Raw genomic sequence first — 24,127 nt, 5'->3', positions numbered from 1 at the left:
AGATGGATCCCTGGATCACCGCTTCGTGGCTCGGCCGGGTCGACTACCCCGCTGCGTGGGCGTGGCAGAAGGAGCTGTATCTCGCTCGTCTGGAGGGGGAGCGAGGAGATGCCGTGATGCTGTTGGAGCATCCGCCCACCTACACCCTCGGCCGCCGCGCCGCGGCCGATGACCTCGTCTACGGGGAGGCCGAGATGGCGTCCCAGGGCATCGGCCTGTACAACGTCGACCGCGGGGGCCGCGCGACCTATCACGGACCCGGCCAGCTCGTGGGGTACCCGATCCTGCAACTCGGCGAGCGATACGACGTCTTGGCCTATCTGCGGGCCCTCGAAGACGTGGTCATCCGAACGGCTGCTGACCTTGGCGTCGAAGCGCGGCGCGATCCGGAGCACACCGGCGTATGGGTCGGCCGCAACAAGATCGGCGCGATCGGCGTCAAGATCACGCGAGGCATCACGATGCATGGCTTCGCGTTCAACGTCACCACCGACCTCGACATGTTCCGCGGGATCGTGCCGTGTGGCATCCAGGATCGGTGGGTCACCTCCGTCCAGGCGGAGACGCGGGTGGTGCACGATGTGAAGGACGTGGCGTCACTCGCGGCGAAGCATCTAAGCGAGGTGTTCGGGCGGCGGCTCAGTTGGGCGGAGCCGCGGTCGCTCATCTCTTCTGCATCTTTCGAGGGCGGGGTCCTCTCGCCGAACTAGTTGACGGAGTCACCGGAGTCTCGAGGAGGAGAACCCGACATGGGCACAGCGGGCAAGGCCAACGGCTCGAGTAACGACAGGCATACGGAACTGGGTCTGAAGGAAGAAGACCTGATCGAGATGTACCGGTTCATGCTGCTGGCTCGCTTCTGCGACGAGCGGCAGTGGGGCCTTAACCGGCAGGGCAAGGCTCCTTTCGTGGTCCCGGTATCGGGGCACGAGGCGGCGCAGGTGGGTTCCGCGTGGGCTTTCGAGCGTGGCAAGGACGTCTTCTGTCCCTACTACCGCGACCTCGCTCTGACCTTGGTTGCAGGGTTCTCGCCGAGAGATGTCTTCCTCGGGCTGTTCGGGAAGAAGGATGACCCGTCGTCGGGCGGCCGTCAGATGCCGGCGCACTGGGGGGCACGGGATCGCAACATCATCACGGGCTCTTCGCCGATCGCGACGCAGTGTCTGCACGCGGCGGGGATCGCTCTCTCGAAGAAGCTCAAGCGCAGCGACGCCGTGGTCGGTACGTGGTGCGGCGAAGGAGGGACGTCGGAGGCGGACTGGCACGGCGCGATGAACTTCTCCGGGATCCACAAGCTCCCGCTCGTGCTCGTCGTCGAGAACAACCAGTACGCGATCAGCGTGCATGTCAGTAAGCAGGTAGCCGGCTCGGTCCATGGGCGCGCAGCGGGCTATGGGATGCCCGGTGCTGTCGGCGACGGCAACGATGTGCTGGAGTCTTACAAGCTGACGAAGGAGGCGGTCGACCGCGCCCGCGCGGGTGAGGGCCCGTCGCTGGTCGAGCTGCTGACCTACCGCCACTACTCGCACACCTCCGACGACGACGACCGCACCTATCGCAAGAAGGAAGAGGTCGAGGAGTGGAAGCGCAAGGACCCGATCCCGAGGTTCGAGGAGTACCTGCGCTCGGTGGAGGTCGTGGACGACAACCGGATCCAAGAGATGAGAGACGAAGCAAAGACGACGGTCGACGAGCAGGCGAAGGACGCCGAGCAGGCGGACTTCCCGGATCCCTCGACGGGCTACGACAACGTCTATGCCGAGCGCGTGGAGGTGAAGTAGCAGATGCCCGAAAAGAATCTGGTTCAGACCGTTCACGACACGCTGTTCGACGAGATGAAGCGCGACGACCGCGTACTCGTGCTGGGCGAGGATGTAGGGGCGCGCGGTGGCGTGTTCCGCGTCACGATGGGCTTCCTCGACGAGTTCGGCGAGGACCGTGTGATCGACACACCTTTGGACGAGTGCCTGATCGCCGGCGTCGGGATCGGACTCGCCCTCGACGGGATGCGGCCCGTCGCCGAGATGCAGTTCGCCGACTTCAGCTTTCCCGGCTTCAACCAGATCGTGCAGGAGGCTGCCCGCATCCGGTACCGGTCCAACGGCGACTTCAGCGTGCCGATGGTGATCAGGGCTCCCTACGGGGGAGGCGTCCACGGCGCGCTCTATCACTCGCAGTCGGTCGAGGCGTTCTACGCTCACGTCCCCGGCCTGAAGGTAGTGGTGCCGTCGACTCCGTACGACGCGAAGGGGATGCTGATCCAGGCGCTGGAGGACCCGGACCCGGTGATCTACCTCGAGCACAAGAAGACCTACCGCTCGATCAAGGGAGAGGTGCCGGACGAGCGTTACACGGTCCCGTTCGGGAAGGCAACCGTTCGCCGAGAGGGGGCCGACCTCACCGTCGTGTCCTACGGGTTGATGCACCACTTCTGCGTCGACGCGGCCGAGCGCCTGGCGGGCGATGGGATCGAGGTCGAGGTCATCGACCTGCGCAGCATCTTTCCGCTGGACATCGACACCGTGCTGGAGTCTGTCGGAAAGACGAACAAGGCGATGGTGGTCTACGAGGACAACAAGTTCCTCGGCGCGGGGGCCGAGGTCGCGGCGCAGATCGCCGAGCACGCGATGTTCGAGCTCGACGCGCCGATCAAGCGGATCGCGGGGCCGCACGTCCCGGCCATGCCGTACGCGCCGACCCTCGAGCACTGGTTCATGCCGAACGTCGACAGCCTCGAACAAGAGATGCGGAAGCTAGCGGACTTCTAGCCGGACGATCTAGTGGGTCTTCTGCGGCGGCCCTCGCCATGACTCCCCATGAGTTACGCGAAGCCGCCCGTCGTCTGTGGGCCCTCGCGGAGCGGGTCCCCGCGCCGATCGAGCACGTCCGTGCCCGGGCGGGTTCCGGGACTTGGATCGGTCCGGCCGCCGAGAGATTCCACAGCGATCTCGCGGTGCAGGCCCGTGTCTGCAGGAGCGCGGCGGACGAGCTGCGTGCGACCGCCAAGAGGGTGTTCGCGCGCGCCGAGGCACTAGAGCACGAGCTAGCGCTCAAGGCGCGCCGGGAAGAGATGGAGCGGTGACTCCTGGTTTGCGGAGGAGGCGATGGACCGAAGCTACCTAGAGCTTCCGCCGCTTCGCACGCGCCTGGCCGACGCGTGGCCTTTCGCGGCAGCATTCTTCGGGCTCCTTCTCGGCCCCTTCTTCGTTTTCCCTCTCACGAAGATCCTGCTCGGGTGGCTCATCGGCGCCGGCGTCTATCTCGCGATCCGGCTCATTGCACGAAGACCTCTTTATGACTTCATCTCTTCGGACTCAGAGTTCGGGTTGGATTCACAGGGACATGTTCATGTGCTCAGCAACGAGAGAGAGGCGCTTACTCCGCTAAAAGAGTGGGATCTCGACCGCGAGATGCGCCACGAGTTCGTCAAGATCGCAGTGATGTTCGTGATCGTCGGGATCGTGAGTTTCTCTGCGGTCGCGCTGGCAAATCATTGGGATGAGGCGATAGTCCTGAGCGCATTCGCTGCATCGGTGATCGTGCTGTCTATCGCAGAGCCCCTCCAGCAGGTGCGGGGACGTCGGAGTTTCAGGGACGTTGAGGGCGGTGTGGTACTGAATCCGCAGGTCTTTGGCGGATTGTTCCGAACGTATGTCGAGAGTGATCGGTTCGACCCAAACGATCGCACCCCGCACATCGACACGGTCTTGGAAGCGGCACTCGAGCATCTCGACCCCGCACAGCGCGCGGAGGCGCTCGTGGAGACCAAACGGAAGATGATGGATCGATCCCATGCGGGAATGGCCGCTGGGTCGCTGGGCAAGATCTTGAGGATCTTCGGCGGATGAGGCTCTGCATGAGAAAGAAGCCCGCGTGAGCCCTGTTGCTGCCGGTGGCGGGCGCATCGCGCTCGACCCGGAATCGTTGCTCCGGCTCGCAGCAGGTTGCGGGGAGGCCGCGGCGGAGCTGGCGACGATACGACTCCAGGCGGTCGCAGTCGCGGGTGCGGTTGGCGAGACGCTGGACCTCACCTGCTCGCTGCCGGAGTGCGAACGGTGGTTGAGGGAGCGGGCGATCGACCTCGTTCAGAGGGTTCGCTTCCTGGTGGACGAGGAGTCGACCCTTGTGATCCTGGGCGCGATCGGTCTGCTGAAGGGCATAGATCAGACGACGCATGGCGTTACGGCCGTCCGTCTCCACAAGCAGATGCGACGAGCGTGGGAGCTGTATAGCCGGGCGCTCAGTCTGGACGAGTTCGGACGGTACGGCGATCTCCGGTCTCTGGGTCGATGGCTGAAGTGGCAGGAGACGGTTTCGGCATGGGGCCTTCCCATCGATTGGGCCCGCGCCGTCACGAACATGGGCGACGATGCAGTCGCGCTCGGGCAGAGCGTCAGATTCGGCAAAGTCGCCGTGAGGTGGACCCAGGTCGGGCACGGGACCGACATCGTGCGAAGCGTGAAGTGGGCGCGGGGACTCTCCAGGGCACTGGGGCCCGTCGGGTTCGTGACCGATGCCGTGGTCGTCTGGCAGGGATCCGAATACGCCGGCATCAGGGGGGACGCCGATCGAGCCCTCGCCCTGGGGGGTCTGGTGACAGGAGCCGCCGCCGTAGGCGCGACCGCCCTCGGCCTCGCAGCCGCCCCGGCACTCGTTACGCTCGCCGGCGCGGCAGCGGTAACAGGAGCCGTTTGGTCGGTGGGGAACCTCGCCTGGGACAACAGGGACGACATCGGACAGGCCATCACGTCCACCGTCGAGTGGACCGGCGATCGGATCGAGGAGGCCGGAGAAGCGATCGGAGATGCCGCCGAGGCGGTGGGCGGAGCAGTGGGAGATGCTGTTGACAACGTTGCCGATGCGGTGACGTTTTGGGATTGATGCAGCCGCCCGAAGCCCCCGACGAGGAGCTCGCAGAGGTACTGCTTCCGGTGTTCACCGACGAGGAGCTTGCCGCGGTCGCGGAGCCGGACCATCGAGGAGAGCGGCTGGTTCCTCTGGAGCGGGTCGACGGGCTTTCGGCTCCCGCGCGGGCCGTCGCGATCGAGGCGGGTCGTCGTTCCTTGCGCGCCCGCGGCTATCTCGATCGCGCAGGCGAGCCTCTAGAGGAGAGCGCGCTCGGTTTCGTTTTGGCGACGCGGCGTTCTCCTCTGCAGATAGTGGTCGCGGAGAGACTGTCCGATCGCGCCAAACGATTCCTCTACGGTGATCAGGAGGAAGGCGTACTCGAGGAGCGTGTGGAGGACGGGCTCCATTTCTTCCGGCTGGCGGGCGTGGACAGAGGCGCGGCCGAGCTGGCATCGTTCGCAGACCCGGAGTCGTGGGCGCGCGACGATGCTCCGGCACTGACATCGCGCGGCCCCGAGAGACCGAGCTGGCAGGGCGAAGTCGAGGCAGCGATCGCAGGTGCCGACGTGGTGACGCGGGTCTTCGCCGTCAAGAGAACGGCTCGAGACCGAACGGATCAGGTTGTGGTCTACGTCGCAGCGCGACCGGATGGCGTGTGGGTGCTGTCGGGTTTGACGGATCCCGAGGGCACGCAGGTGTACGCATCGGCGAAGCAGGTGTCGGCTGCGACGTTGAGGGCAGTCATGGCCAACTGTCTGCGCCTGCAGCCGGGCGAGGTGCTGTCCGACGAACGGCTAGATTGACGACATGGCACAAGTGATCACGCCTCGCATCAGGACTCGTGAACAGATCGAAAAGGATCTCCGGCGCGGCGTTCCGTTGCACGCGGCCCCCGGCGAAGCCGTGGGCCGCCCCACCCGCAAGCCGGAGTGGCTGAAGGTGCGCGTCCGGCAGGGCGAGAACTTCACCGAGCTTCGCAACATCATGCGCGAGCGGGGTCTCGCGACGGTGTGCGAGCAGGCGGCTTGCCCCAACATCTACGAGTGTTGGGAGGCACGCGAGGCCACATTCCTTCTGTGCGGCGATCTGTGCACGCGCCGGTGCGGCTTCTGCGACGTCATGACGGCGAAGCCGCAACCGTTGGATCCACAGGAACCGGACAAGGTTGCGGAAGCGGTGCGCTTGATGGGCTTGAAGTTCGCCGTGATCACCGGCGTGGCTCGCGACGACCGCGATGACGCGGCCTCACACCACTGGGCCGCGACGATCCGAGCGGTCAGGCGAGAGCAACCGGATTGCGGCGTCGAGGTCCTGATCCCCGACTTCAAGGGACGCAGGGAACACCCCCGAACCTCTCTCGCCCGGGTGATCGAGGCGAGGCCAGACGTGCTCGCGCACAATCTGGAGACCGTCGCGCGTCTTCATCCGGCGATCCGGCCCGGCTTCGGTTACCGCATGAGCCTGGACCTGCTCGCGTGGGCGAAGGAACTACGTCCGGACCAGGTCACGAAGTCGAACCTGATCGTCGGCATGGGCGAGACCGAAGAAGAGGTCCTAGAGGCACTGCGAGACCTGCGCGACACGGGCTGTGACATCGTCACGATCGGCCAATACCTGCAGCCCAGCGTGTCATGGCACCTGCCGGTGGATCGCTGGGTGCACCCGGACGAGTTCGCGCGCTACAAGGCCTACGGCGAGGAACAGCTCGGTTTCGCATGGGTCGAGTCAGGCCCGCTGGTGCGCTCGAGCTATCACGCGGGAAAGCAGTACGAAGCGGCCGCGAGGCGTCTGGCGCTGCGCTAGAAGTCGCTCACGAACCTCCGCACGGTGTGCCACCGCTGGTCTCTGCAACGAGCTTCAAGCAGGTGCGTGGAACGACCGCCGAAGCGGTCGCGCCTCGTGAACCGCGCCGGGGGAAGGATCCCCGTCTTCATGGTCCGGCCGCTTTGGGCCCGCCGGATGAACCGCTGCCTAGTGAGGCGGCGTCCGGGCAGCTCGAGCATGTCCTTCAACGCCTTTGAGGTCGCCCAGCCGAGCCAGACCACGGAATCGCCGCCGCTCGATTCCGGATAAACCTTCTCGACCGCCCGGTCGTAGGTGCGATCGAAGCTGTCCCTGTCGATGAAGGCGGGAAGCGGCGAGAGGAACCTGGCGCCGCCGATCGTGCCGTTGCGACAGCCGATGCTCGCGATCTCGTCGGAGATCGTCATCGTCAGCCCCACGCCGTTCCACAGCGGCGCGAACTCCTGAGTCTCGGCCGCTCGTAGCACCTGAAGGAAGAAGATCGGCGATACCAACATCGTCACGTTCTCCACACCCGCCGTCTTCATCTCGCGCACGATCAGCTGCGCCTCGGTGGTCGCCGCGCCGCGCGAGAGGGCTCTGTCGTAGGCGACCGGGGCCTCCCGTTTGGCCATCGCCGTCACCCATCGGTCGTGCACCTGCTCGTACATCGGCGTGTCGTAGCGCACGATGCCGTTGACGTCTCTCCTCGCTGCGAGGTCCGACACCAGGTGGTCGACCAGCAGCGGAGCTTGCTCCTCCATGGGCATCGTCACGGCGAAGTAGTTGCGGAGCTCGCGGACCCCCAGCTTGTAGGACCCGATGGTGACGTACGGGACCCCGACCGACGCGGCGTAGCGCGCGCAGCTCAAGGTCTGGTCGCCGCCGTTCGAGCCGGACATGAGCCCGCTGAGCAGGAACACGTTGTCCTGCTCCACCATCTGCTTGCACACCGCCACGGCCTGACTCGGGTTGTAGTTGTCGTTCTTGAGCACGACCTCTACGTGGCGCCCGTTTACCGGCCGGTTCCGTTCCTTCAGCCACTCCCACAGGAGGTTCGCTCCCTTCTGGACGGAGTCGCCGGGCAACGGCACCGCACCCGTCAAAGAGGCGTGCACCCCGATCTTGATGCGACGCCTCGTGACGCCGGGGACGGCCGCGGCGTCCAAGGGCAACAGCCCGACAGCCATGCAAGCTGCGACCGCCGCCGCGCCGAGCCGAACTCGTGGCCGAGACCCGTTCGCCATGTCACCTCCCCGAGCATTTAGCTTACTGAAGCCCTCCCCCACGAGACAGGAGACCAGTGAGGCGCATCGTCCCGATCGTGGCAGTGGTCGCTTCGGTGGCAGCGTGTGGCGGAGCGGATTCCGCGGTCCCGAACCGATGTCCTCTCCCGCAGCCGCTCGCGGATCTTTCGTTGTTGCCCCGCGACGTCCCGCTCGACGAGTGGGGGATCGTCGACCAGGTCGAGGTACAGGGCGGCTTCGTGGGAGCGAGAGCCGTCTCCGAGACGAAGATCGTCGAGCTCTACCCGATGATGGCGCGCGCCACGGTCGACGCCGGCTACAGCATCCTGAGTGGGGACAACGAAGGATTCGAGGCGGAAATATTCTTCGAACGCGGCAAGGGGACGACCGGGACCTATCGCCTGAGAGAAGGGCCTTGCGCGGGCCAGGTCACGATCAAGCTCCTGTACGAGTCCGAACGTTATCGGAGGCTAGATCAGCGTGACTGAGCGCGCCGCTCTTCGGCGGTTGGGGGTCGTGATCCTGTGCGCGGTCTTCCTGACGCCGCTGATCTTCATGATCCTGGGCTCACTGCGCTCGCCGGGACTACCGCCCCCAGACGGGTTCGAGCTCGTTCCGGAGGGATCGACCTGGAGCAACTACGAAACGGTCTTCGCGTTCGTGCCCCTCGGCAGGTATCTGATCAACTCGCTGATCGTGGTGGCCGTGGCGGTTCCGGTCACCGTGCTGGTGGCGTCGTGGGCGGGGTTCGCGATCGCCACCGCGAGTCGCGCCACCCGTAGGCGGCTAGTGATCGCGTGCCTCGTCACTTTGATGATCCCTCTTAGCGCGCTGTGGGTGCCTCGGTTCGTGATGTTCCGGTGGCTGGGGTTGCTCGACACGCTGTGGCCGGTGATCGCGCCCGCCCTCATGGCCACGACGCCGTTCTACGTCCTTCTCTTCGCGCTGGCGTACTCGAGGATCCCAGCAACGTTGTTCGAGGCCGCTCGTCTAGAGGGTCTGTCTCCGTTCGCCATCTGGCGCAAGGTCGCGTGGCCGTTGGCCGTCCCCGCGGCCTTTGCGGTCGCGGTGCTCGCATTCGCATGGCACTGGGCGAACTTCATCGACCCGCTGCTGTACGTCTCTTCGCCCGAGAAGCTGACGGTTTCCGTCGGGCTGCGCGCCCTCCAGACGCTCGAACCGACGAACCACCCCATCCTGCTCGCGGCCTCGGTCATGGTCACCGCGCCTCCGGTCGTCGCTTTCCTAGCGGCGCAGCGATCCTTCTTCACCAGGACACTCGGCGTCTGATGAGGCTCCTCAGGCTCGTCGCGGTGGTGGCGCTACTGGTTCCCTCCGCGTGCGACTCTGGAACCGCGTCCGACGTGCAGCGCCCGCTGCGGGTGCAGGTGTCGGGCGAGCCGGAGGAGACGAAGGTCTACCGCACGATGGTGACCGCTTTCGAGCGAGCGAACGACGACATCGAGATCGACCTGATCGAGGTCCCCGAGAAGGACGAGCACCTGGCGAAGCTGACCACGGCGTTCGCCGGCGGCGACCCGCCTGATGTCTTCCTGGTGAACTTCCGCGAGTACGCGCAGTTCGTCGTGCGCGGCGCGATCGAGCCGTACCAAGGCTTCCTCGAGCAGAACCAGGTCGATCCCGCCGACTACTTCCCGCAGCCGCTGGAGGCTTTCACATTCGACGGCGAGCTCCAGTGCATGCCGCAGAACATCTCGTCGCTGGTCGTCTACTTCAACGAGAAGCTCTTCCGCGCCGCGGGGATCGCGCGTCCGCAAGCGGGCTGGACCTGGGAGGAGTTCGCCGAGACGGCGCGTCGGCTGACGAAGGGAGAGGTCGACGGGCTCGGGATCGAGCCCAGCGTCATCAGGCTGGCGCCTTTCGTCTGGTCGAACGGCGGCGAGCTCGTCGACGACCTGGAGGACCCCACCCGGTTTACCTTCGACGATCCGGCTGCGCGCGAGGCGCTGGAGTTCATCGTGTCGCTCGTGCGCGAAGACGGTGTCGTTCCGACGGAGCAAGAGGTCGCGGCGCAGGACCTAGAGACTCGCTTCGTAACCGGCAAGCTCGGGATGTTCCTGTCGTCGCGGCGTGACACGCCCGTGCTGCGCGAGGTGCTGGGTCTGCAGTGGGACGTGGCGCCCCTCCCCGTCGCCGAAGAGCCGGCGGGACTCCTGCACTCGGACGCGTACTGCCTCTCTGCAGGCGGCGACGCAGAGCGCCGCGCTGCCGCGGCGCGCTTCATCGCCTTCGCGACGGGACAAGAGGGCCAGACGATCACCGCGCTCGGAGGCCGCACGGTGCCGTCGTTGCGCTCGGTGGCCCGATCCGGCGCCTTCCTGGACCCGACGCAACCTCCGGCACATCCGGAGGTGTTCCTTGACGGGATCCCGTTCATCCGAAGGACGCCGGTGATCGCGACGTGGCCCGAGATAGAAGACGTAGCCGAGGAGATCCTGACGCGCGCGTTCTACGAAGACGACTACTCGATCGACCGCGCGATCGAGGAGCTGGACGCCCAGACCGCACCTCTCTTCCAAGAGGCGGCGGCTCCGTGACACTGCGCGTCACGGGGCTGTCGAAGAGCTTCTCCTCGGACGCCGGCGCGACCCGAGTCCTCGACGACGTGACCCTCTCGGTGCCGCAGGGGACGATGACGGTAGTGGTCGGGCCATCCGGCTCGGGCAAGACGACTTTGTTGCGCTGCATCGCGGGTCTCGAGGACCCCGATGCAGGAAAGATCGAGGTTGCGGGCCGCGACGTGACGACTCTGCCGCCGGGCCGGCGCGACGTCGCGATGGTGTTCCAGGACTACGCGCTCTACCCGCACCTGTCGGTGCGCGAGAACATCGCCTTCGGCCTCAGGGCGCGCAAGGTCGGACGGTCTCAGGTGGACGCGCAGGTCCGGCACGCGGGCGAAGCAGTGGGGCTGACGGAGCAGCTTGAGCGGCTTCCGGAACGATTGTCCGGCGGCGAACGCCAGCGGGTTGCGCTGGCGCGGGCGCTGGTCCGCGACCCCGCTGCCTTCCTGCTCGACGAGCCGCTGTCGAACCTGGATGCAGAGCTCCGCGCCCGCACCCGGACCGAGATCCGCTCGCTGCAGCGATCTCTAGCGACCACCACGATCTACGTTACGCACGATCAGGTGGAGGCGATGACGATGGGGGACCAGATCGCGGTGCTCCGCGCCGGGAAGCTCGAGCAGGTTGGCGATCCGACGCACGTGTACGAGCGCCCGCAGAACGTCTTCGTCGCGCGCTTCCTCGGAACGCCGCCGATGAACGTGATGCCGGCGGGTCTTCTCGGCTCGGGCGACGGGACGCTCCTCGGCGTCAGGCCCGAGAGGATGCGGCTGGTCGGTGGCGACGAGGGTCGGCTGCGGGGCGAGGTCGCGGCCCTAGAGCGCACGGGTGCAGACGTGATCGTTCACGTGCAGGTCGGTGCCGACATCGTGTTGGTCCGTGGAGACATCCGCGACGCGCCGCAGGTCGGTGACATGGTCGCGGTGGCGTTCAACGAACGCGACGTGCACGAGTTCTCCTCGAGCGGAAGCAGGCTCCGGTGAGGTCTCCTGCCTCGCTGGCGTGGCCGTTCCTGGTGGGGCTGGTGGCTCTGGTGGTCCTCCCCGCGCTCGCCGCCTCCGCCCTCGCCTTCACGGAGTTCTCGGGCGTCCAACCGCCGCGCTTCACGGGCTTCGAAAATGTGGCTCGATTGCTGGGAGACGAAGCGCTGTGGCGGTCCTTCGGGAACACCGCGATCTACATCCTGATCGCGGTGCCGGTGCGTCTGTTCGCCGCGGTCGGCGCCGCGCTTTTGTTGAACCGGCACCGGACGTCGTCGGTTGCGGCGCGTCCGCTCGTGTACCTCCCGACGGTGGTGCCGGACGTGGCCTACGCCCTCCTGTGGCTGTGGTTGTTGAACCCTCTCTACGGGCCTGCCGCCGCGCTGTTCGGGCTTTCGGGCACGTTGACGAACCCATGGGGGGCGCGGGTGTCACTAGCGCTGATGGGCGCCTTCCAGATCGGCGAGGCGTTCATCGTGGCGCTCGCGGTTCGCCGCAGCATCCCGCGCCACGTCTATGAAGCCGCGGCTGTGGACGGCGCAACGCCGTGGTTCACGTTGTCGCGACTGACGCTTCCGCTGATGGCGCCGATGCTGGCGCTGCTAGCGCTGCGCGACGTCATCTTGTCCCTCCAGGTGAACTTCGTTCCGGCGCTGCTGGTCACCGACGGCGGTCCCCGTTACGCCACGACGTACGTTCCGCTCTACGTGTATCGCACGGCCTTCCGCTACTTCCGTCTCGGCTACGCATCGACGATCGCGCTCACGATGTTCGTGGTGACGGCGCTCGTCGTGTACGTGCAGTATCGGCTGGCGAAGCGCTGGCGGCTCGCCTCGTAGACCTCAACAGGAGGAGACATGGAGCTTCACAACACGATCGGGATCCTCACGGGCGCGTCCCGCGGCATCGGCGTCCACCTAGCCGACGCGCTCGCCGCCAGGGGCGTGCACTTGGCGCTCGCGGCGCGCTCGGCAACCGATCTGGAGGAGACACTCGCGCGCGTGCAGTCGAAAGGCGTGCGCGCTATCGCGGTGCCTACGGATGTGACGCAGCGGGAGGACCTCGAGCGGCTGGTCGAACGAACGGAAGCGGAACTCGGCCCCCCCGACCTGCTCGTGAACAACGCCGGCGTCCAGAAGGTCCGCCGCTTCGAGTCGTTCGACCTGGACGACATCGCCTGGATCATCAACACCAACGTGGTCGCCGTCGAGAGCCTCACCCGTCTCGTGCTCCCGGGGATGGTCGCGCGAGGGCGCGGCCACATCTGCAACATCTCGTCGTTGTCCGGGCGGACCGCGTATCCCTACAACACGGTGTACGCGTCCTCGAAGCACGCGGTGGTCGGGTTCTCCTGGTCGCTGCGCGAGGAGATGAGGCCGTACGGCGTGGAGGTCTCGGTCGTGTGCCCCGGCTTCGTGGCGGAAGAGGGGATGTTCGCTCGTCGCCACCCGGACGATGCGCCTCCGATGGTGGCGCGGACCGTCAAGCCTGCAGACGTCGCCGCGAAGACGATCCAGGCGATCGAGGAGAACAGGGCGGAGGTCGTGGTGACGAAGGGGCTCGGCAACATCGTCGACGTGTTCCACGCCCTGTCCCCCGACGTCACCGCGAAGATCCAGCGCAAAACGGGGCTGTTCAGGTTCGTCGAGCGAGAAGCGGACCGGGACGCATCCGCTTGAGGTGCTCGCGGACCGCCCTCGCCGCGGGCCTCCTCCTCACGGTCATCGTGGCAGCGGCGGGATGCGAACGGGACGGGCCGACGGTTCAGGCCGCGCCCGACTTCCGGAAGTGCGGCCTACCGGCTCCCGATCGCGACGCGGACCCCACGCTGGTTCCGGCGCCTTATCTCCTCGACGGCGAGGCGAGCGTGAACAAGACCGACGTGGTGAAGGGGCGGGTGATCGCCGCCTTGGCGGTCCCGTTCTCGGTCAACGAGTCGTTTGTCCGCTACAAGGAGGCGGTAGCGGAGACCTCGATGGAGGTGCTGCAGGAAGACAACGAGGGCTTCGAGGCCGAGCTGTACCTCCAGGAGGGTAAGCAGCTGGGCTCGCTCCAGATCCGCAGCTCCACCTGCGAAAACGCGGTGATCGTGTACCTCAATCTGCCCGCCGAGAAGGCCGCGAGATGAGCGGGTAGTAACAGCATCCGTGGGTATCATCAGCCCGCAACTACCTACTCAACCAGGAGGGAACCCGAGATGACGTACGTCATCGCTGAGCCGTGCATCGGCGTGAAGGACCGGGCGTGCGTCGATGAATGCCCGGTGGACTGCATCTACGAGGGCGAAGAGCAGCTCTACATCCACCCCGAGGAATGCGTCGACTGTGACGCCTGCCTCCCCGCCTGCCCGGTGGATGCGATCTTCCCCGCCGACAACATCCCCTCGGAGTGGGCACAGTTCACCCAGACCCAAGCGCAGTGGTTCGTCGAGCACCCCGACGCCCAGGGGGGTGCCATGGAGAGCCCGTACGCGCCGTCCGAAGAGCGCTCGGAGTAACCAGCCCCGTCCTCTCCGCAGTCCGCTCCCATAGCGGCACCGGGTGTGACACACGGTGATCGACGACTGGAAGCCGCTTCTCGGGCGCAAGGTTTCGCTGCGGTACCGGCTCCACGACCCCGAGCATCCCTTCTCGGAGGCGATCGGCGTCGTGTCTGCGGTGAGAAGCGACCCAAGCGGCGGCCAGATCGTGTCGATCCTCACGCGATCGGGTGAAACGAAACAGATCGCGGCCGCGGACGTGACGGCGACGAAGTTGTTCCCGCTGTCTCGGTCATAACCGGAACAAACGTCCCTTCTCGACGTTGAAAGGTATGGGAAGCGCGGGGGCCCCGGAGTTATCCTTGACCCTCGCTCCGGCTCTAGAAGAGGGGACCGTTTAATGGCTGCGCAGGCCGCTCCGCCGCGTGGGGAGCGGAAAGAGCTCGACCGGGTCGTGATCCGGTTCGCCGGCGACTCCGGCGACGGGATGCAGCTCACCGGCGACCGCTTCACCAGCGCCAGCGCCATCTTCGGCAACGACCTCGCCACGATGCCGGACTATCCGGCCGAGATCAGGGCTCCGGCCGGCACCCTCGCGGGCGTCTCTGCCTTCCAGCTCCACTTCTCGGACCACGACATCCTGACCGCCGGCGACCAGCCGAGCGTGCTGGTGGCGATGAACCCCGCGGCGTTGAAGGCGAACCTCAAGGACCTGCTGCCCGGCGGGCTGTTGATCGTCAACAGCGACGCGTTCGAGGACCGCAACCTGGACAAGGCCGGATACGCCGCTAACCCTCTGAAGGACGGGTCGCTCGCCGGCTACCAGATCTACGAGATCCCCATGACGACGCTCACGGTGGAAGCCGTGAAGGATTCCGGCGTCAGCAAGAAGGAGGCCGAGCGGGCGAAGAACATGCTGGCTCTCGGCGTGGTGTCGTGGATGTACTCGCGTCCGATCGAGCCCACGGTGGCCTGGATCGAGAAGAAGTTCGCGAAGAAGCCCGCGATCGCGCAGTCGAACATCGCGGCGCTGAAGGCCGGTCATGCGTTCGGCGAGACCGCCGAGCTCAGCGCGTTCGAGGTCAAGCCGGCGACGCTGGCGCCCGGCAAGTACCGGCGCATCACGGGCAACCAGGCGATGGCGTTCGGGCTGATCGCCGGTGCGGTCCAGGCGAAGCTCCCGTTGTTCCTCGGCTCGTATCCGATCACTCCCGCATCCGACATCCTGCACGAGCTCTCCCGCCACAAGAACTTCGGTGTGCGCACGGTTCAAGCCGAAGATGAGATTGCTGCCATCAGCATGGCGATCGGCGCGTCGTTCTCCGGTCACCTGGGGGTCACAACCACGTCGGGGCCGGGACTCGACCTCAAATCCGAGGCGCTGGGGCTAGCCCTGTCGATGGAGCTCCCGCTCCTGGTCGTCGACATCCAGCGCGGAGGCCCGTCGACGGGTCTGCCGACGAAGACCGAGCAGTCCGACCTCCTGCACGCCATGTACGGCCGGCACGGCGAGGCTCCGCTTCCGATCGTGGCGCCGTGGTCGCCGTCCTCGTGCTTCTGGGCACCGATCGAGGCCGCTCGCATCGCGATCAAGTACATGACCCCCGTGATCATCCTGTCCGACGGCTATCTCGCCAACGGCGCGGAGCCGTGGCGCATCCCTGCCGTCAGCAAGCTCCCCGACATCCAGGTTCGGTTCGCATCGCAGCCGAACGCCGGCGATGACTTCTGGCCGTTCCTGCGCGACGACGACACCCTCGCGCGGCCTTGGGCGATCCCCGGAACCTCCGGGCTGGAGCACCGCGTGGGAGGTCTCGAGAAGGCCGACGGGACGGGCAACATCTCTTACGACGCGGACAACCACCAGCTGATGACGCTTCTGCGCGCGGCCAAGATCAAGGCGATCGAAGAAGACATCGAGCCGCTCGAGTTCGACGCCGACGAGGGGGCCGACGTGCTGGTCCTGGGCTGGGGTTCGACCTACGGCGCGATCGGGGCCGCCTGTCGGCGGTTGCGCTCGCGCGGGAAGAAGGTGGGCCGCGCCCACCTCAAACACCTGAACCCCATGCCGAAGAACACCGGCGAGGTGCTGGCTCGGTTCGACAAGGTCATCGTCCCGGAGATGAACATGGGGCAGCTATCGAAGCTCATCCGGGCCGACTTCCTCATCGATGCGATCTCGATCAACAAGGTGAAGGGGCTGCCGTTCCGCGCAGCCGAACTAGAAGACGAATTGGAGAAGTACCTATGACGATGAGCGGCGGGGCGGCGAACGAACGGGGCATCACCGAGGCATCGGGCGGGATCGGGACGCTCACGCGCGAGGACTTCGTCTCCGATCAAGAGGTCCGCTGGTGTCCAGGCTGTGGGGACTACGCGATCCTGGCGGCGGTTCAGAGCGCGATGCCGTCTCTGGGCGTGCCCCCCGAGAAGATGGTGTGGGTATCCGGGATCGGATGCTCCAGCCGCTTCCCGTACTACATGAACACCTACGGCATCCACGGGATCCACGGTCGCGCTCCCGCGATCGCAACGGGCGTCGCAACCGCGCGGCCCGACCTGCAGGTGTGGGTGGTAACCGGCGACGGCGACGGCCTCTCGATCGGTGGCAACCACTTCATCCACGCGTTGCGGCGCAACGTGAACCTCAAGATCCTGCTCTTCAACAACCAGATCTACGGGCTCACGAAGGGCCAGTACTCGCCGACCTCGGAAAAGGGGAAGGTCACGAAGTCGACCCCCTTCGGCTCGTTGGAGCACCCCTTCAACCCGGTTGCCCTCGCGCTGGGGGCCGAGGCCAGCTTCGTGGCGCGAACGATCGACGTCGAGCGCAAACATCTGCCGGAGATCATCCGGAGGGCCGCGGCACACCGCGGGTCCGCCTTCATCGAGATCTACCAGAACTGCAACATCTTCAACGACGGCGCCTTCGTTGCCCTGACGGGCAAAGACGGCCGCTCGCAGAACCGCATCTACCTCGAGCACGGTAAGCCGGTCCGCTTCGGCGCGAACAACGAGAACGGCGTCCGGATGACGGCCGAAGGACGCGTCGAGGTTGTGAAGGTCGCCGACGTCGGCGAGGACAAGCTGCTGGTCCATGACGAGCACCGCGACGACCCGAGCCTCGCCTTCGCTCTCGCCCGCATCGCATCCGGTCCGACGCAGCCGACTCCGATCGGCGTGTTCAGAGACGTCCAGCGCCCGGTCTACGGCGACGGGATGGAGCACCAGCTTCGGATGGCGGCGGAGCAACAGGGCCCCGGCGACCTCGAGCGTCTCCTCGGCTCCGGCGACACCTGGACCGTCTAGGCTCCACGGCATGGCCGACAACGCGGAGCCGGAGTACGTCGAGCAGGTTCAGCGGAACGAGGCTCTCGAGGCGAAGATCGAGAAGCTCGCGCAGAAGCTGCTGCGTGAGAGTGACGACAACGGCCAGGCGACCGACGGCAGCCTCGAAGCGGCGCGGCGGGCCGCGCGCCGCATCCTCGAGGATTCCGAGGCGCGCGTAGCGGAAGGCTACGACCTCGAGCCCGACGACGACCACGTGATCCGCCGCTCCTCCGCGGAGACCGCGACCAGCGGCGACACCGGCGGCACCCGCTGGGTCTCCGACGGCGAATAACCGGGCCGCAGTCTGGCGCTCCCCGGATCGCTCTTTCGCGTTCGAGGTCGGTGAGCGGTGTTAGACGCGAAAAGAGCATCGCCCAGGGGCTTACGCGGCCAGGCGCCGTCGACGATTCGCCTGCGCGACCGTCCCACCACCCACTCGATCGCTGCCTCGGGATAACCGGGTCGATACTGGTCGTAGTTCTCCGCGTTCGTGAGGAAAGCGGCTCGCCGGCGATCTAGATCAGTTCTCCCATCGTGCATCGAAGAACCTTCCCACCGTTCCTAGTAAGAGGCGGCGAGGTGGCAGCTGGACGCGATGGAGAGTGTTACGCGATGCGAGTTTTGATGTGCGGTGAAGCCACGTGGATCGGGTATCCGTAGCGACGCAGAAAGGGGAGTGCCACCGCAGTTGTGACCCACCGGTCGATCCGCGTTTGCGCGTGACGCCATTCGCGACTCTCCTCCAGCTGGACGACTCCCGTGACGAAGCGAGAGGGGTTTCCCGCGATCGCGTGGTTGATACCGAGTCGCACCGTGTGGTCGTCTACGAATGGGGACCTTAAGGCGGGCTCGTCCAGCAGTATCCGAGCAAGTTCGACGTGGTCGCGCGGTTGCGCTACAAAGTCCTCGTATCGGATGCGGAGGGCGCGATTCGGCTCAGACCTCCGGATAATCGCGTCGGATCCAAGGTTCAGAAGGTCCCATCGAAGCGTCGCGTTCAGCGCACCCCGACGCGTTACTTCCTGGCCGACCCGGGACGACTCGTAGCGTCGGCTGAGCCACGAGTACGCCGACGCGCGCGGCTCTCGCACGAGGTGGATGAAATAGGGGTTCAGCCCCGGAACGGTGCGAACGAATGCGGCGTAAGACGGCCGCTTGGAGGAGTCCACGATGACCCGGGCTCCGGTGACTTCCGCCAGCGCGTCGTAGAGCCGGCACATGACTTCTCCATACCGCTCGAGGGCTCGCCAACGTCGCGTGCGGCGATATCGCAATAGCCGGTAGGTCTGGTGCTCTCTGACGATGTAGCGCTGCCAGGCGGAGACCTTCTCCAGATCGATATCTGAGAGGCGGTCTAGGACATGCGACCAGATGGGGCAATCGCGGATGGCAGCCCCGCATCCGCAGGTGGACTCGCGAACGACCACAGGATCCCAGAAGGCGCGAATCTCTCCGCCGGAGAAGAAACCGTCTAGTTCGCCGAGGACATTGGCGAACACGGTGCTGCCACTTCGCCCCCGCCCGAGCACGTAAAGCAGCTTCATCGCCAGACATTACTCCCGCGCGTTGGCCCATTTCCATAGGGTCGAGACCAGACCCGTGACCGCAGGCTGGACTCTGTAGGCTCCTGAGGCTGGACTCTGTAGGCTCCTGCGATGCCTGCTGGCCGTTGGACACCAACCTCTGAGGACGTCGAAGCTGCCCGTGCCGCGCTGACAGGCGACGGGCATGGAGGGCATCTCGCCGTTAAGGCTCTAAAGGCGCTTGGCGTCACTCACGTCTTCACGTTGAGTGGGGGGCACATCTTTCCCTTCCTCGACGGGTGTCATCAGGAGGGGATCAGGCTCGTCGACGTGCGCCACGAGGCGAATGGCGTGTTCGGAGCGGAGGGCTGGGCGCGGATCACGCGGACGGTCGGCGTGGCTGCCGTCACGGCGGGTCCCGGTGTGACGAACGCGATCAGCCCGCTGGCGCAGGCTGCTGCGAACCGGGCTCCGGTGGTGGTGCTCGGTGGGCGCGCCCCCGCGTTCCGCTGGGGGCAGGGGTCGCTGCAGGAGATGGATCACGTTCCCTTCGTGGACCCCGTAGCGCCGGCGCGAACCGTCACGGACACGACCCAGGTTGCCACCGAGCTGATCCGAGCCATCCTGGATGCAACGACGGCACCGCGCGGCCCCCGGTTCTTGGACTTTCCTCTCGACGTCGTGTTCAACCAGGCTCCATTCGCGTGGGAGACGCCGGAGGTCGCGGAGGGGCCTGGGGTGGATCCGAGTGAGGTCGAACGGATCGCCGGACTGCTGACAAAGGCGGAGCGCCCGATCTTCATCGCCGGCTCCAACGTCTTCATGGACCGCGCCGAGGGTGAGCTCAGGCGCCTCGTCGAGGCGGCAGAGCTTCCGGTGTTCGCGAACGGTCAAGGCCGCGGGTGCGTGCCGGCCGACCATCGCCTCGCGTTCTCCCGGGCGCGGTCGCGGGCGCTGAAAGAGGCGGACCTGGTGATCGTGGCGGGAACACCGCTGGACTTCCGCCTCGGGTTCGGACAGGGGCTGTCGAACCTCGTCCACCTGGACTCGCACGCGGACCTGATCGCGGGCCACGTGGATCTCGCTGCTTCCGTCGGAGCGCCGCTGGACAAGACACTGGCTGCTCTGGCCGACGCGGTGGAGCGCCCCGGCGACACGAAGGCGTGGGTCGAGGCGCTGTCGGAGACCGAGGAGCAGAAGCGAGCCGGCGCGCAAGCCGAGCTGCAGTCGGACGCGAACCCGATCCACCCGATGCGGATCTACGGCGAGCTCGTCCCCCTGCTGGAGCGAGATGCGATCGTGATCGGCGACGGCGGCGACTTCGTCTCGTACGCAGGCAGAGAGGTGCCTTCCTTCGAACCCGGTTGTTGGCTCGACCCGGGCCCGTTCGGCTGCCTCGGGGTCGGGCCCGGGTACGCGATGGCGGCGCGTCTCGCGCATCCGGAGCGACAGATCGTGTTGCTCTACGGTGACGGGGCGATCGGCTTCGCGGGAACCGAGCTGGAGTCGCTCGTCCGACACAACCTCCCCGTCGTGTGCGTCGTTGGCAACAATGGGATCTGGGGCCTCGAGAAGCATCCGATGCGCGGCCTCTACGGCTACGACGTCGCGGCCGACCTACGCCCGGGGATCCGCTACGACCAGATGATGGAGTCGTTCGGCGGCCGCGGCGAGCTCGTGATCGAGCCCGCCGAGATCGCGCCTGCTCTGAAACGCGCTTTCGACTCCGGTGAGCCGAGCGTCGTCAACATCCTCACCGACCCCGAGATCGCGTACCCGCGCTCGTCGAACCTCGCTTGAAAGACCTCCTCGCCGCCGCGCTCGACGCGGCAACTTCGGATGGCGCGACCTATGCAGACGTTCGCGGCGCGGAGATAGAGAGCGAGTCGCTCGCGGTGCGCGGCGAGACCGTAGAGGCCTTGGATCGAGCGACATCTCAGGGGTTCGGTGTGCGTGTTCTCGTCGACGGTGCGTGGGGGTTCGCTTCGACACCGAAACTCGACCTTCGGGAGGGTGCGCGCGTGGCCCGTCTGGCGGTAGAGGTGGCGCGGGCGACGGCGACCGCTCTGTCGACACCCGTGGAGCTTGTTCCGGAGCCAGTCCACGTCGCATCGTGGAGCTCCCCGGTAGAGAAAGACCCGTTCGCGGTCCCGCTCGAGGAAAAGGTGGGGCTGTTCACCAGCGCCACACAGGAGATGTCGAAGGTGCCAGACGTCCGCGTGGCGCGGGGGACGCTCGATCTCCTGAGGCAGCGGACGTGGTTCCTCTCGTCGGAGGGCTCCGACATCGACCAAACCATCGTCCACACCGGCGCGGGGATCGAAGCGATGGCGGTAGATGGTGATGACGTGCAGGTGCGGTCTTACCCCGGCTCCTTCCGCGGTCACTACGGAGCTGTCGGATACGAGTCTGTGGAGCAGATGGACCTGGCCGGTAACGCGCGCCGGACCGCTGAAGAAGCCGCGGCGCTGCTGCGCGCTCCTGAGTGTCCGGCAAAGCAAACGACCCTGGTCTTGGACGGCCACCAGATGATGCTGCAGGTGCACGAGTCCGTAGGCCACCCGACCGAGCTCGATCGGGTCCTCGGGATGGAGGCCGCGTTCGCCGGCACCTCGTTCGTCGGGGTACCGGACCTCGGGAATCTCCGCTATGCCTCGGAGATCGTGAATATCGTGTCGGACGCCACGACGCCGGGCGGCCTCGGGACCTATGGATACGACGACGAGGGGGTCGAGGGGCAGAGGGTCGACCTCATCCGGAACGGGATGCTCGTCGGCTTTCAGAGCTCGCGAGAGACCGCGGCGGCCGCGGGTGCGGATCGTTCCAACGGCGCGATGCGGGCCGAGGGGTGGGAGAACTTCCCGCTGATCAGGATGCCGAACGTGAACCTCCTCCCGGGAGAGGGGTCGCTGGAGGATCTCTTCGCAGATGTCGACGATGGCATCTTCATGGCCACCAATAAGTCGTGGTCGATCGACGACAAGCGCAAGAACTTCCAGTTCGGTTGTGAGATCGCGTGGGAGATCAAGAACGGCCGGTTGACGAGGATGCTGAAGAACCCGCGATACACCGGGATCACCCCCATCTTCTGGGCTTCGTGTGACGCCATCGCCGGGTCCCAGGAATGGCTGGTGCGCGGAACGCCGAACTGCGGCAAGGGCCAACCTGGGCAGACGATGCGGGTCGGACACGGCACGTCGCCTGCCCGCTTCCGAAACGTCAGCACGGGCGTGGGCTCGTGAGCGAGGTTCGGCGCACCCTGCCCCTCGATCCTGACGACGTCCGCGCTGCGGCGTCCCCCGTACTCGAGCTTCCGGGAGCGGACCAGGTCGAGGTCGTGGTGTCCGCTTCAGTGACGGGGCTGACGAGGTACGCACGGTCCGAGATCATCCAGAACACGGTTAGGAGCGAGCGCCGAGCGTACATCCGTGTCGTGGTCGGCAACCACGTAGCCGTCGCCGCAACCAATCAGTTGGGCGACGCCGCGATGCGGGCTGCGGCGGAACGCGCGCTGGAGGGTGCTCGTGCCTCGCGGCCCGACGAAGAGTTCCCCGGCCTCCCGTCGCCGGAGCGCATGGGGCACGCGCAGCCGATCTTTCGGTGGGACGAAGACACCGCGACCGCCTCGCCGGACCGCCGGGCGGGCGCGGTCCAGACGATCCTGCAGGTCGCCGAGTCGATGGCGGCCGCCGGTATCTATGAGACCAGCGCCCACTCTTTCGTCGTCGTGAACTCGCTCGGGATCGACTGCTTCGATGCATTCACGCGTTGCGTCGTCACCTGTCTGGCGGATCACGGTGCGGGCTCCGGCTGGGGGGAAGCGTCATCGCACTCGCTCTGCGACGTGGATGTAGAACGCGCGGCTCGAACCGCGCTGGACAAGGCGACGACGAATCGAGAGCCCGCAGCCGCGGCGCCGGGCAAGTATGAGGTCGTGCTCGAGCCCGCGGCCAGCGCCATGTTGATGGAGTACCTCTCCTACATGGGGATGGGCGCCAAGCAGGTGGTCGACGGCGAGAGCTTCCTCGCATCGCGCACGGGCGAACAGGTTGCCGCTCCGGACATCACCGTGGCAGACGACGTGTTCGACGCTCGGTCCGTGGGGATCGGCTTCGATTTCGAAGGCGTGCCCAAGCGAGCCGTGGATGTTATCCACGAGGGCGAGGCCGTGGGGCCGGTGACCGATCTGAGGACGGCACCGAAGCTCGGCTTGGATCCCACAGGTCACTTCTCAGGTTCCGCGGAGTTCGGGCCCTACGCGTCGAACGTCGTGCTGCGGGAGGGCGGCGCGACACCCTCCGAGCTGATCGCAGAAGTCGCGGACGGCTTGTTGGTGACGCGGTTCCACTACGTCAACGTCCTGGACCGGCCCACCACGTTGTTAACCGGGATGACGAGAGACGGCACGTACCGGATCCGAGGTGGGGAGATCGCTGAGCCGGTCCGCAACCTGCGCTTCTCGCAGAGCGTTCTCGACGCTCTTCGCGCGACGACGGGGCTCGGCTCCGATTCCTCCGCGTTCGCGCCCGACTTCGGGTCTTTCGGGTCGAACGTCGCACCGTCGATGCGGGTCGAAGGTTTCAGCTTCTCCTCGACCACCAGCCACTAGCCGGTGCACCAGCTCCTGCACATCGGAGTCCTCGCAAGCACGCTGTTGGGTGCTGCCGCCGCGATGGTCCTCCTTCTGTGGCCATTGCTGGCCGACTCGCCCCTTCCGCGCGCCGGGAAGATCAGCTTGATAGGTCTCTTCGCCGCGGGGGCACTCCTGCTGTTCATCGAGTTGAGATTCGTCCACTAACGCGGCTCGGAATGGCGGCCAAAGGGTGAGCGTTGCCTATAATCGACGTGCACCTTTACTCCGGTGCCATATGAAGGAGGACCTCCTGTGTCACTGACCGAGACCCCAAACACCCAGCCTGAGACCCAGACCCAGATCTTCTCGATCACCCCGAACGCCGCCTCGAAGGTGACGGAGTTGCTGGATCGCGAAACGTCCGCGGCCCCGGACGAGCACGAGGGCAAGGAGTACGCGCTCCGGGTGGCCGTTCAGCCCGGCGGCTGCGCCGGTCTGCGCTATGCGCTGTACTTCGACGACCGGAAGCTGGACGACGACCACATCGAGCAGATGCACGGCGTCGAGATCCGGGTCGACAAGATGAGCGCCCCCTACCTGCGCGGCGCCACGATCGACTACCTCGACTCGCTGCAGCAGTCCGGGTTCACCATCGACAACCCGAACGCGAAGGGCACCTGCGCCTGCGGAGACTCCGCCCAGTTCTAAGGCAGTCGTTCTAGATCTACCGGGGCCCCGGCGTGACCGGAGTCCTTTCCTTTTCGCGGTCGAGAGGCCAGAGTG

General features: G+C 66.3%; 27 protein-coding genes. 25 read left to right on the top strand and 2 right to left on the bottom strand.

Annotated features, from left to right (window positions below):
• Window positions 1–2: 2 nt before the first annotated feature.
• From lipB to lipA, 8 genes are read left to right on the top strand one after another with little or no spacing between them, the layout of a single operon-like run.
• A complete protein-coding gene (gene lipB, locus M3N53_02965) occupies window positions 3–710 on the top strand; it encodes a lipoyl(octanoyl) transferase LipB (GenBank protein ID MDP9067295.1) in 708 nt (235 codons plus the stop codon).
• Window positions 711–749: 39 nt separating this feature from the next.
• Window positions 750–1,781 carry a thiamine pyrophosphate-dependent dehydrogenase E1 component subunit alpha gene (locus M3N53_02960; GenBank protein MDP9067294.1) on the top strand — a complete coding sequence of 344 codons (1,032 nt, stop codon included), beginning with the start codon at window positions 750–752 and terminating at the stop codon, window positions 1,779–1,781.
• Between the two features lie 3 nt (window positions 1,782–1,784).
• Window positions 1,785–2,768, top strand: a complete 984-nt coding sequence (locus tag M3N53_02955; protein MDP9067293.1) for an alpha-ketoacid dehydrogenase subunit beta — start codon at window positions 1,785–1,787, stop codon at window positions 2,766–2,768.
• 38 nt (window positions 2,769–2,806) lie between these two features.
• Window positions 2,807–3,082, top strand: coding sequence for a hypothetical protein (locus M3N53_02950; protein MDP9067292.1), 276 nt, complete (start codon window positions 2,807–2,809; stop codon window positions 3,080–3,082).
• 22 nt (window positions 3,083–3,104) lie between these two features.
• On the top strand, window positions 3,105–3,848 hold the full coding sequence (locus tag M3N53_02945; GenBank protein MDP9067291.1) for a hypothetical protein: 744 nt from the start codon (window positions 3,105–3,107) through the stop codon (window positions 3,846–3,848).
• 25 nt (window positions 3,849–3,873) lie between these two features.
• Window positions 3,874–4,881, top strand: coding sequence for a hypothetical protein (locus M3N53_02940; protein MDP9067290.1), 1,008 nt, complete (start codon window positions 3,874–3,876; stop codon window positions 4,879–4,881).
• Window positions 4,881–5,651 (top strand): hypothetical protein, encoded by a 771-nt coding sequence (locus M3N53_02935; GenBank protein ID MDP9067289.1) that lies wholly within the window; start codon window positions 4,881–4,883, stop codon window positions 5,649–5,651. Before M3N53_02940 ends, M3N53_02935 begins: the two co-directional genes overlap by 1 nt.
• A 4-nt stretch (window positions 5,652–5,655) precedes the next feature.
• Entirely contained in the window at window positions 5,656–6,651 is a 996-nt protein-coding gene (gene lipA / locus M3N53_02930; GenBank protein ID MDP9067288.1) for a lipoyl synthase, read from the top strand.
• On the opposite strand, the gene M3N53_02925 is transcribed toward lipA, so the two are convergent.
• The gene (locus tag M3N53_02925; GenBank protein ID MDP9067287.1) at window positions 6,648–7,877 is read right to left on the bottom strand and encodes an ABC transporter substrate-binding protein; all 1,230 of its coding nucleotides are present in this window, start codon (window positions 7,875–7,877) and stop codon (window positions 6,648–6,650) included. The genes lipA and M3N53_02925 overlap by 4 nt on opposite strands.
• Window positions 7,878–7,933: 56 nt before the next feature.
• On the opposite strand from M3N53_02925, the gene M3N53_02920 reads away from it, so the two are divergent.
• From M3N53_02920 to M3N53_02865, 12 genes are all read left to right on the top strand, one after another.
• Window positions 7,934–8,365, top strand: coding sequence for a hypothetical protein (locus M3N53_02920; protein ID MDP9067286.1), 432 nt, complete (start codon window positions 7,934–7,936; stop codon window positions 8,363–8,365).
• On the top strand, window positions 8,358–9,167 hold the full coding sequence (locus tag M3N53_02915; protein ID MDP9067285.1) for a carbohydrate ABC transporter permease: 810 nt from the start codon (window positions 8,358–8,360) through the stop codon (window positions 9,165–9,167). The genes M3N53_02920 and M3N53_02915 overlap by 8 nt, the downstream gene beginning before the upstream one ends.
• The gene (locus tag M3N53_02910) at window positions 9,167–10,435 is read left to right on the top strand and encodes a sugar ABC transporter substrate-binding protein (protein MDP9067284.1); all 1,269 of its coding nucleotides are present in this window, start codon (window positions 9,167–9,169) and stop codon (window positions 10,433–10,435) included. The genes M3N53_02915 and M3N53_02910 overlap by 1 nt, the downstream gene beginning before the upstream one ends.
• A complete protein-coding gene (locus M3N53_02905) occupies window positions 10,432–11,442 on the top strand; it encodes an ABC transporter ATP-binding protein (protein MDP9067283.1) in 1,011 nt (336 codons plus the stop codon). The genes M3N53_02910 and M3N53_02905 overlap by 4 nt, the downstream gene beginning before the upstream one ends.
• A 14-nt stretch (window positions 11,443–11,456) precedes the next feature.
• Window positions 11,457–12,278: a sugar ABC transporter permease gene (locus M3N53_02900; protein MDP9067282.1), complete on the top strand. Its 822-nt coding sequence runs from the start codon at window positions 11,457–11,459 to the stop codon at window positions 12,276–12,278.
• Window positions 12,279–12,296: 18 nt separating this feature from the next.
• Complete coding sequence (locus tag M3N53_02895; protein MDP9067281.1) at window positions 12,297–13,118, top strand: SDR family NAD(P)-dependent oxidoreductase; 822 nt, start codon at window positions 12,297–12,299, stop codon at window positions 13,116–13,118.
• A complete protein-coding gene (locus M3N53_02890; GenBank protein ID MDP9067280.1) occupies window positions 13,115–13,567 on the top strand; it encodes a hypothetical protein in 453 nt (150 codons plus the stop codon). Before M3N53_02895 ends, M3N53_02890 begins: the two co-directional genes overlap by 4 nt.
• Before the next feature lie 69 nt (window positions 13,568–13,636).
• Window positions 13,637–13,936 carry a ferredoxin family protein gene (locus M3N53_02885; protein ID MDP9067279.1) on the top strand — a complete coding sequence of 100 codons (300 nt, stop codon included), beginning with the start codon at window positions 13,637–13,639 and terminating at the stop codon, window positions 13,934–13,936.
• A 55-nt stretch (window positions 13,937–13,991) separates the two neighbouring features.
• Window positions 13,992–14,216, top strand: a complete 225-nt coding sequence (locus M3N53_02880; protein MDP9067278.1) for a hypothetical protein — start codon at window positions 13,992–13,994, stop codon at window positions 14,214–14,216.
• Between the two features lie 102 nt (window positions 14,217–14,318).
• On the top strand, window positions 14,319–16,169 hold the full coding sequence (locus tag M3N53_02875; protein ID MDP9067277.1) for a 2-oxoacid:acceptor oxidoreductase subunit alpha: 1,851 nt from the start codon (window positions 14,319–14,321) through the stop codon (window positions 16,167–16,169).
• A gap of 2 nt (window positions 16,170–16,171) precedes the next feature.
• Window positions 16,172–17,227 carry a 2-oxoacid:ferredoxin oxidoreductase subunit beta gene (locus tag M3N53_02870; protein MDP9067276.1) on the top strand — a complete coding sequence of 352 codons (1,056 nt, stop codon included), beginning with the start codon at window positions 16,172–16,174 and terminating at the stop codon, window positions 17,225–17,227.
• Between the two features lie 10 nt (window positions 17,228–17,237).
• A complete protein-coding gene (locus M3N53_02865) occupies window positions 17,238–17,540 on the top strand; it encodes a hypothetical protein (GenBank protein MDP9067275.1) in 303 nt (100 codons plus the stop codon).
• 313 nt (window positions 17,541–17,853) lie between these two features.
• Here M3N53_02865 and M3N53_02860 read toward each other — a convergent pair whose 3' ends face one another.
• Window positions 17,854–18,792: a sulfotransferase gene (locus M3N53_02860; protein MDP9067274.1), complete on the bottom strand. Its 939-nt coding sequence runs from the start codon at window positions 18,790–18,792 to the stop codon at window positions 17,854–17,856.
• A 111-nt stretch (window positions 18,793–18,903) separates the two neighbouring features.
• Between M3N53_02860 and M3N53_02855 the strand changes: the two genes are divergently transcribed.
• The 5 genes from M3N53_02855 to M3N53_02835 all read left to right on the top strand — a co-directional run bounded on the left by M3N53_02855 (window position 18,904) and on the right by M3N53_02835 (window position 24,052).
• Window positions 18,904–20,571 (top strand): acetolactate synthase, encoded by a 1,668-nt coding sequence (locus M3N53_02855; GenBank protein MDP9067273.1) that lies wholly within the window; start codon window positions 18,904–18,906, stop codon window positions 20,569–20,571.
• Window positions 20,568–22,013 (top strand): TldD/PmbA family protein, encoded by a 1,446-nt coding sequence (locus M3N53_02850; protein MDP9067272.1) that lies wholly within the window; start codon window positions 20,568–20,570, stop codon window positions 22,011–22,013. The genes M3N53_02855 and M3N53_02850 overlap by 4 nt, the downstream gene beginning before the upstream one ends.
• On the top strand, window positions 22,010–23,380 hold the full coding sequence (locus M3N53_02845; protein MDP9067271.1) for a TldD/PmbA family protein: 1,371 nt from the start codon (window positions 22,010–22,012) through the stop codon (window positions 23,378–23,380). Before M3N53_02850 ends, M3N53_02845 begins: the two co-directional genes overlap by 4 nt.
• A 3-nt stretch (window positions 23,381–23,383) precedes the next feature.
• The gene (locus tag M3N53_02840) at window positions 23,384–23,569 is read left to right on the top strand and encodes a hypothetical protein (GenBank protein MDP9067270.1); all 186 of its coding nucleotides are present in this window, start codon (window positions 23,384–23,386) and stop codon (window positions 23,567–23,569) included.
• Window positions 23,570–23,656: 87 nt separating this feature from the next.
• The gene (locus M3N53_02835; protein ID MDP9067269.1) at window positions 23,657–24,052 is read left to right on the top strand and encodes an iron-sulfur cluster assembly accessory protein; all 396 of its coding nucleotides are present in this window, start codon (window positions 23,657–23,659) and stop codon (window positions 24,050–24,052) included.
• The last annotated feature ends 75 nt before the right edge of the window (window positions 24,053–24,127 follow it).

Source organism: Actinomycetota bacterium, from assembly GCA_030776625.1.
Lineage (GTDB): Bacteria > Actinomycetota > CADDZG01 > CADDZG01 > WHSQ01 > MB1-2.
This window is presented reverse-complemented; position numbering and strand designations above follow the sequence as displayed.

Bases quoted from the DNA above. Each gene is read 5' to 3' on its own strand.
- M3N53_02885 (MDP9067279.1), top strand. From the start codon at position 13,637: ATGACGTACGTCATCGCTGAGCCGTGCATCGGCGTGAAGGACCGGGCG.
- M3N53_02945 (MDP9067291.1), top strand. From the start codon at position 3,105: ATGGACCGAAGCTACCTAGAGCTTCCGCCGCTTCGCACGCGCCTGGCC.
- M3N53_02910 (MDP9067284.1), top strand. From the start codon at position 9,167: ATGAGGCTCCTCAGGCTCGTCGCGGTGGTGGCGCTACTGGTTCCCTCC.
- M3N53_02955 (MDP9067293.1), top strand. From the start codon at position 1,785: ATGCCCGAAAAGAATCTGGTTCAGACCGTTCACGACACGCTGTTCGAC.
- lipB (MDP9067295.1), top strand. From the start codon at position 3: ATGGATCCCTGGATCACCGCTTCGTGGCTCGGCCGGGTCGACTACCCC.
- M3N53_02895 (MDP9067281.1), top strand. From the start codon at position 12,297: ATGGAGCTTCACAACACGATCGGGATCCTCACGGGCGCGTCCCGCGGC.
- M3N53_02870 (MDP9067276.1), top strand. From the start codon at position 16,172: ATGAGCGGCGGGGCGGCGAACGAACGGGGCATCACCGAGGCATCGGGC.
- M3N53_02875 (MDP9067277.1), top strand. From the start codon at position 14,319: ATGGCTGCGCAGGCCGCTCCGCCGCGTGGGGAGCGGAAAGAGCTCGAC.
- M3N53_02925 (MDP9067287.1), bottom strand. From the start codon at position 7,877: ATGGCGAACGGGTCTCGGCCACGAGTTCGGCTCGGCGCGGCGGCGGTC.
- M3N53_02865 (MDP9067275.1), top strand. From the start codon at position 17,238: ATGGCCGACAACGCGGAGCCGGAGTACGTCGAGCAGGTTCAGCGGAAC.
- lipA (MDP9067288.1), top strand. From the start codon at position 5,656: ATGGCACAAGTGATCACGCCTCGCATCAGGACTCGTGAACAGATCGAA.
- M3N53_02860 (MDP9067274.1), bottom strand. From the start codon at position 18,792: ATGAAGCTGCTTTACGTGCTCGGGCGGGGGCGAAGTGGCAGCACCGTG.
- M3N53_02950 (MDP9067292.1), top strand. From the start codon at position 2,807: ATGACTCCCCATGAGTTACGCGAAGCCGCCCGTCGTCTGTGGGCCCTC.
- M3N53_02855 (MDP9067273.1), top strand. From the start codon at position 18,904: ATGCCTGCTGGCCGTTGGACACCAACCTCTGAGGACGTCGAAGCTGCC.
- M3N53_02935 (MDP9067289.1), top strand. From the start codon at position 4,881: ATGCAGCCGCCCGAAGCCCCCGACGAGGAGCTCGCAGAGGTACTGCTT.
- M3N53_02960 (MDP9067294.1), top strand. From the start codon at position 750: ATGGGCACAGCGGGCAAGGCCAACGGCTCGAGTAACGACAGGCATACG.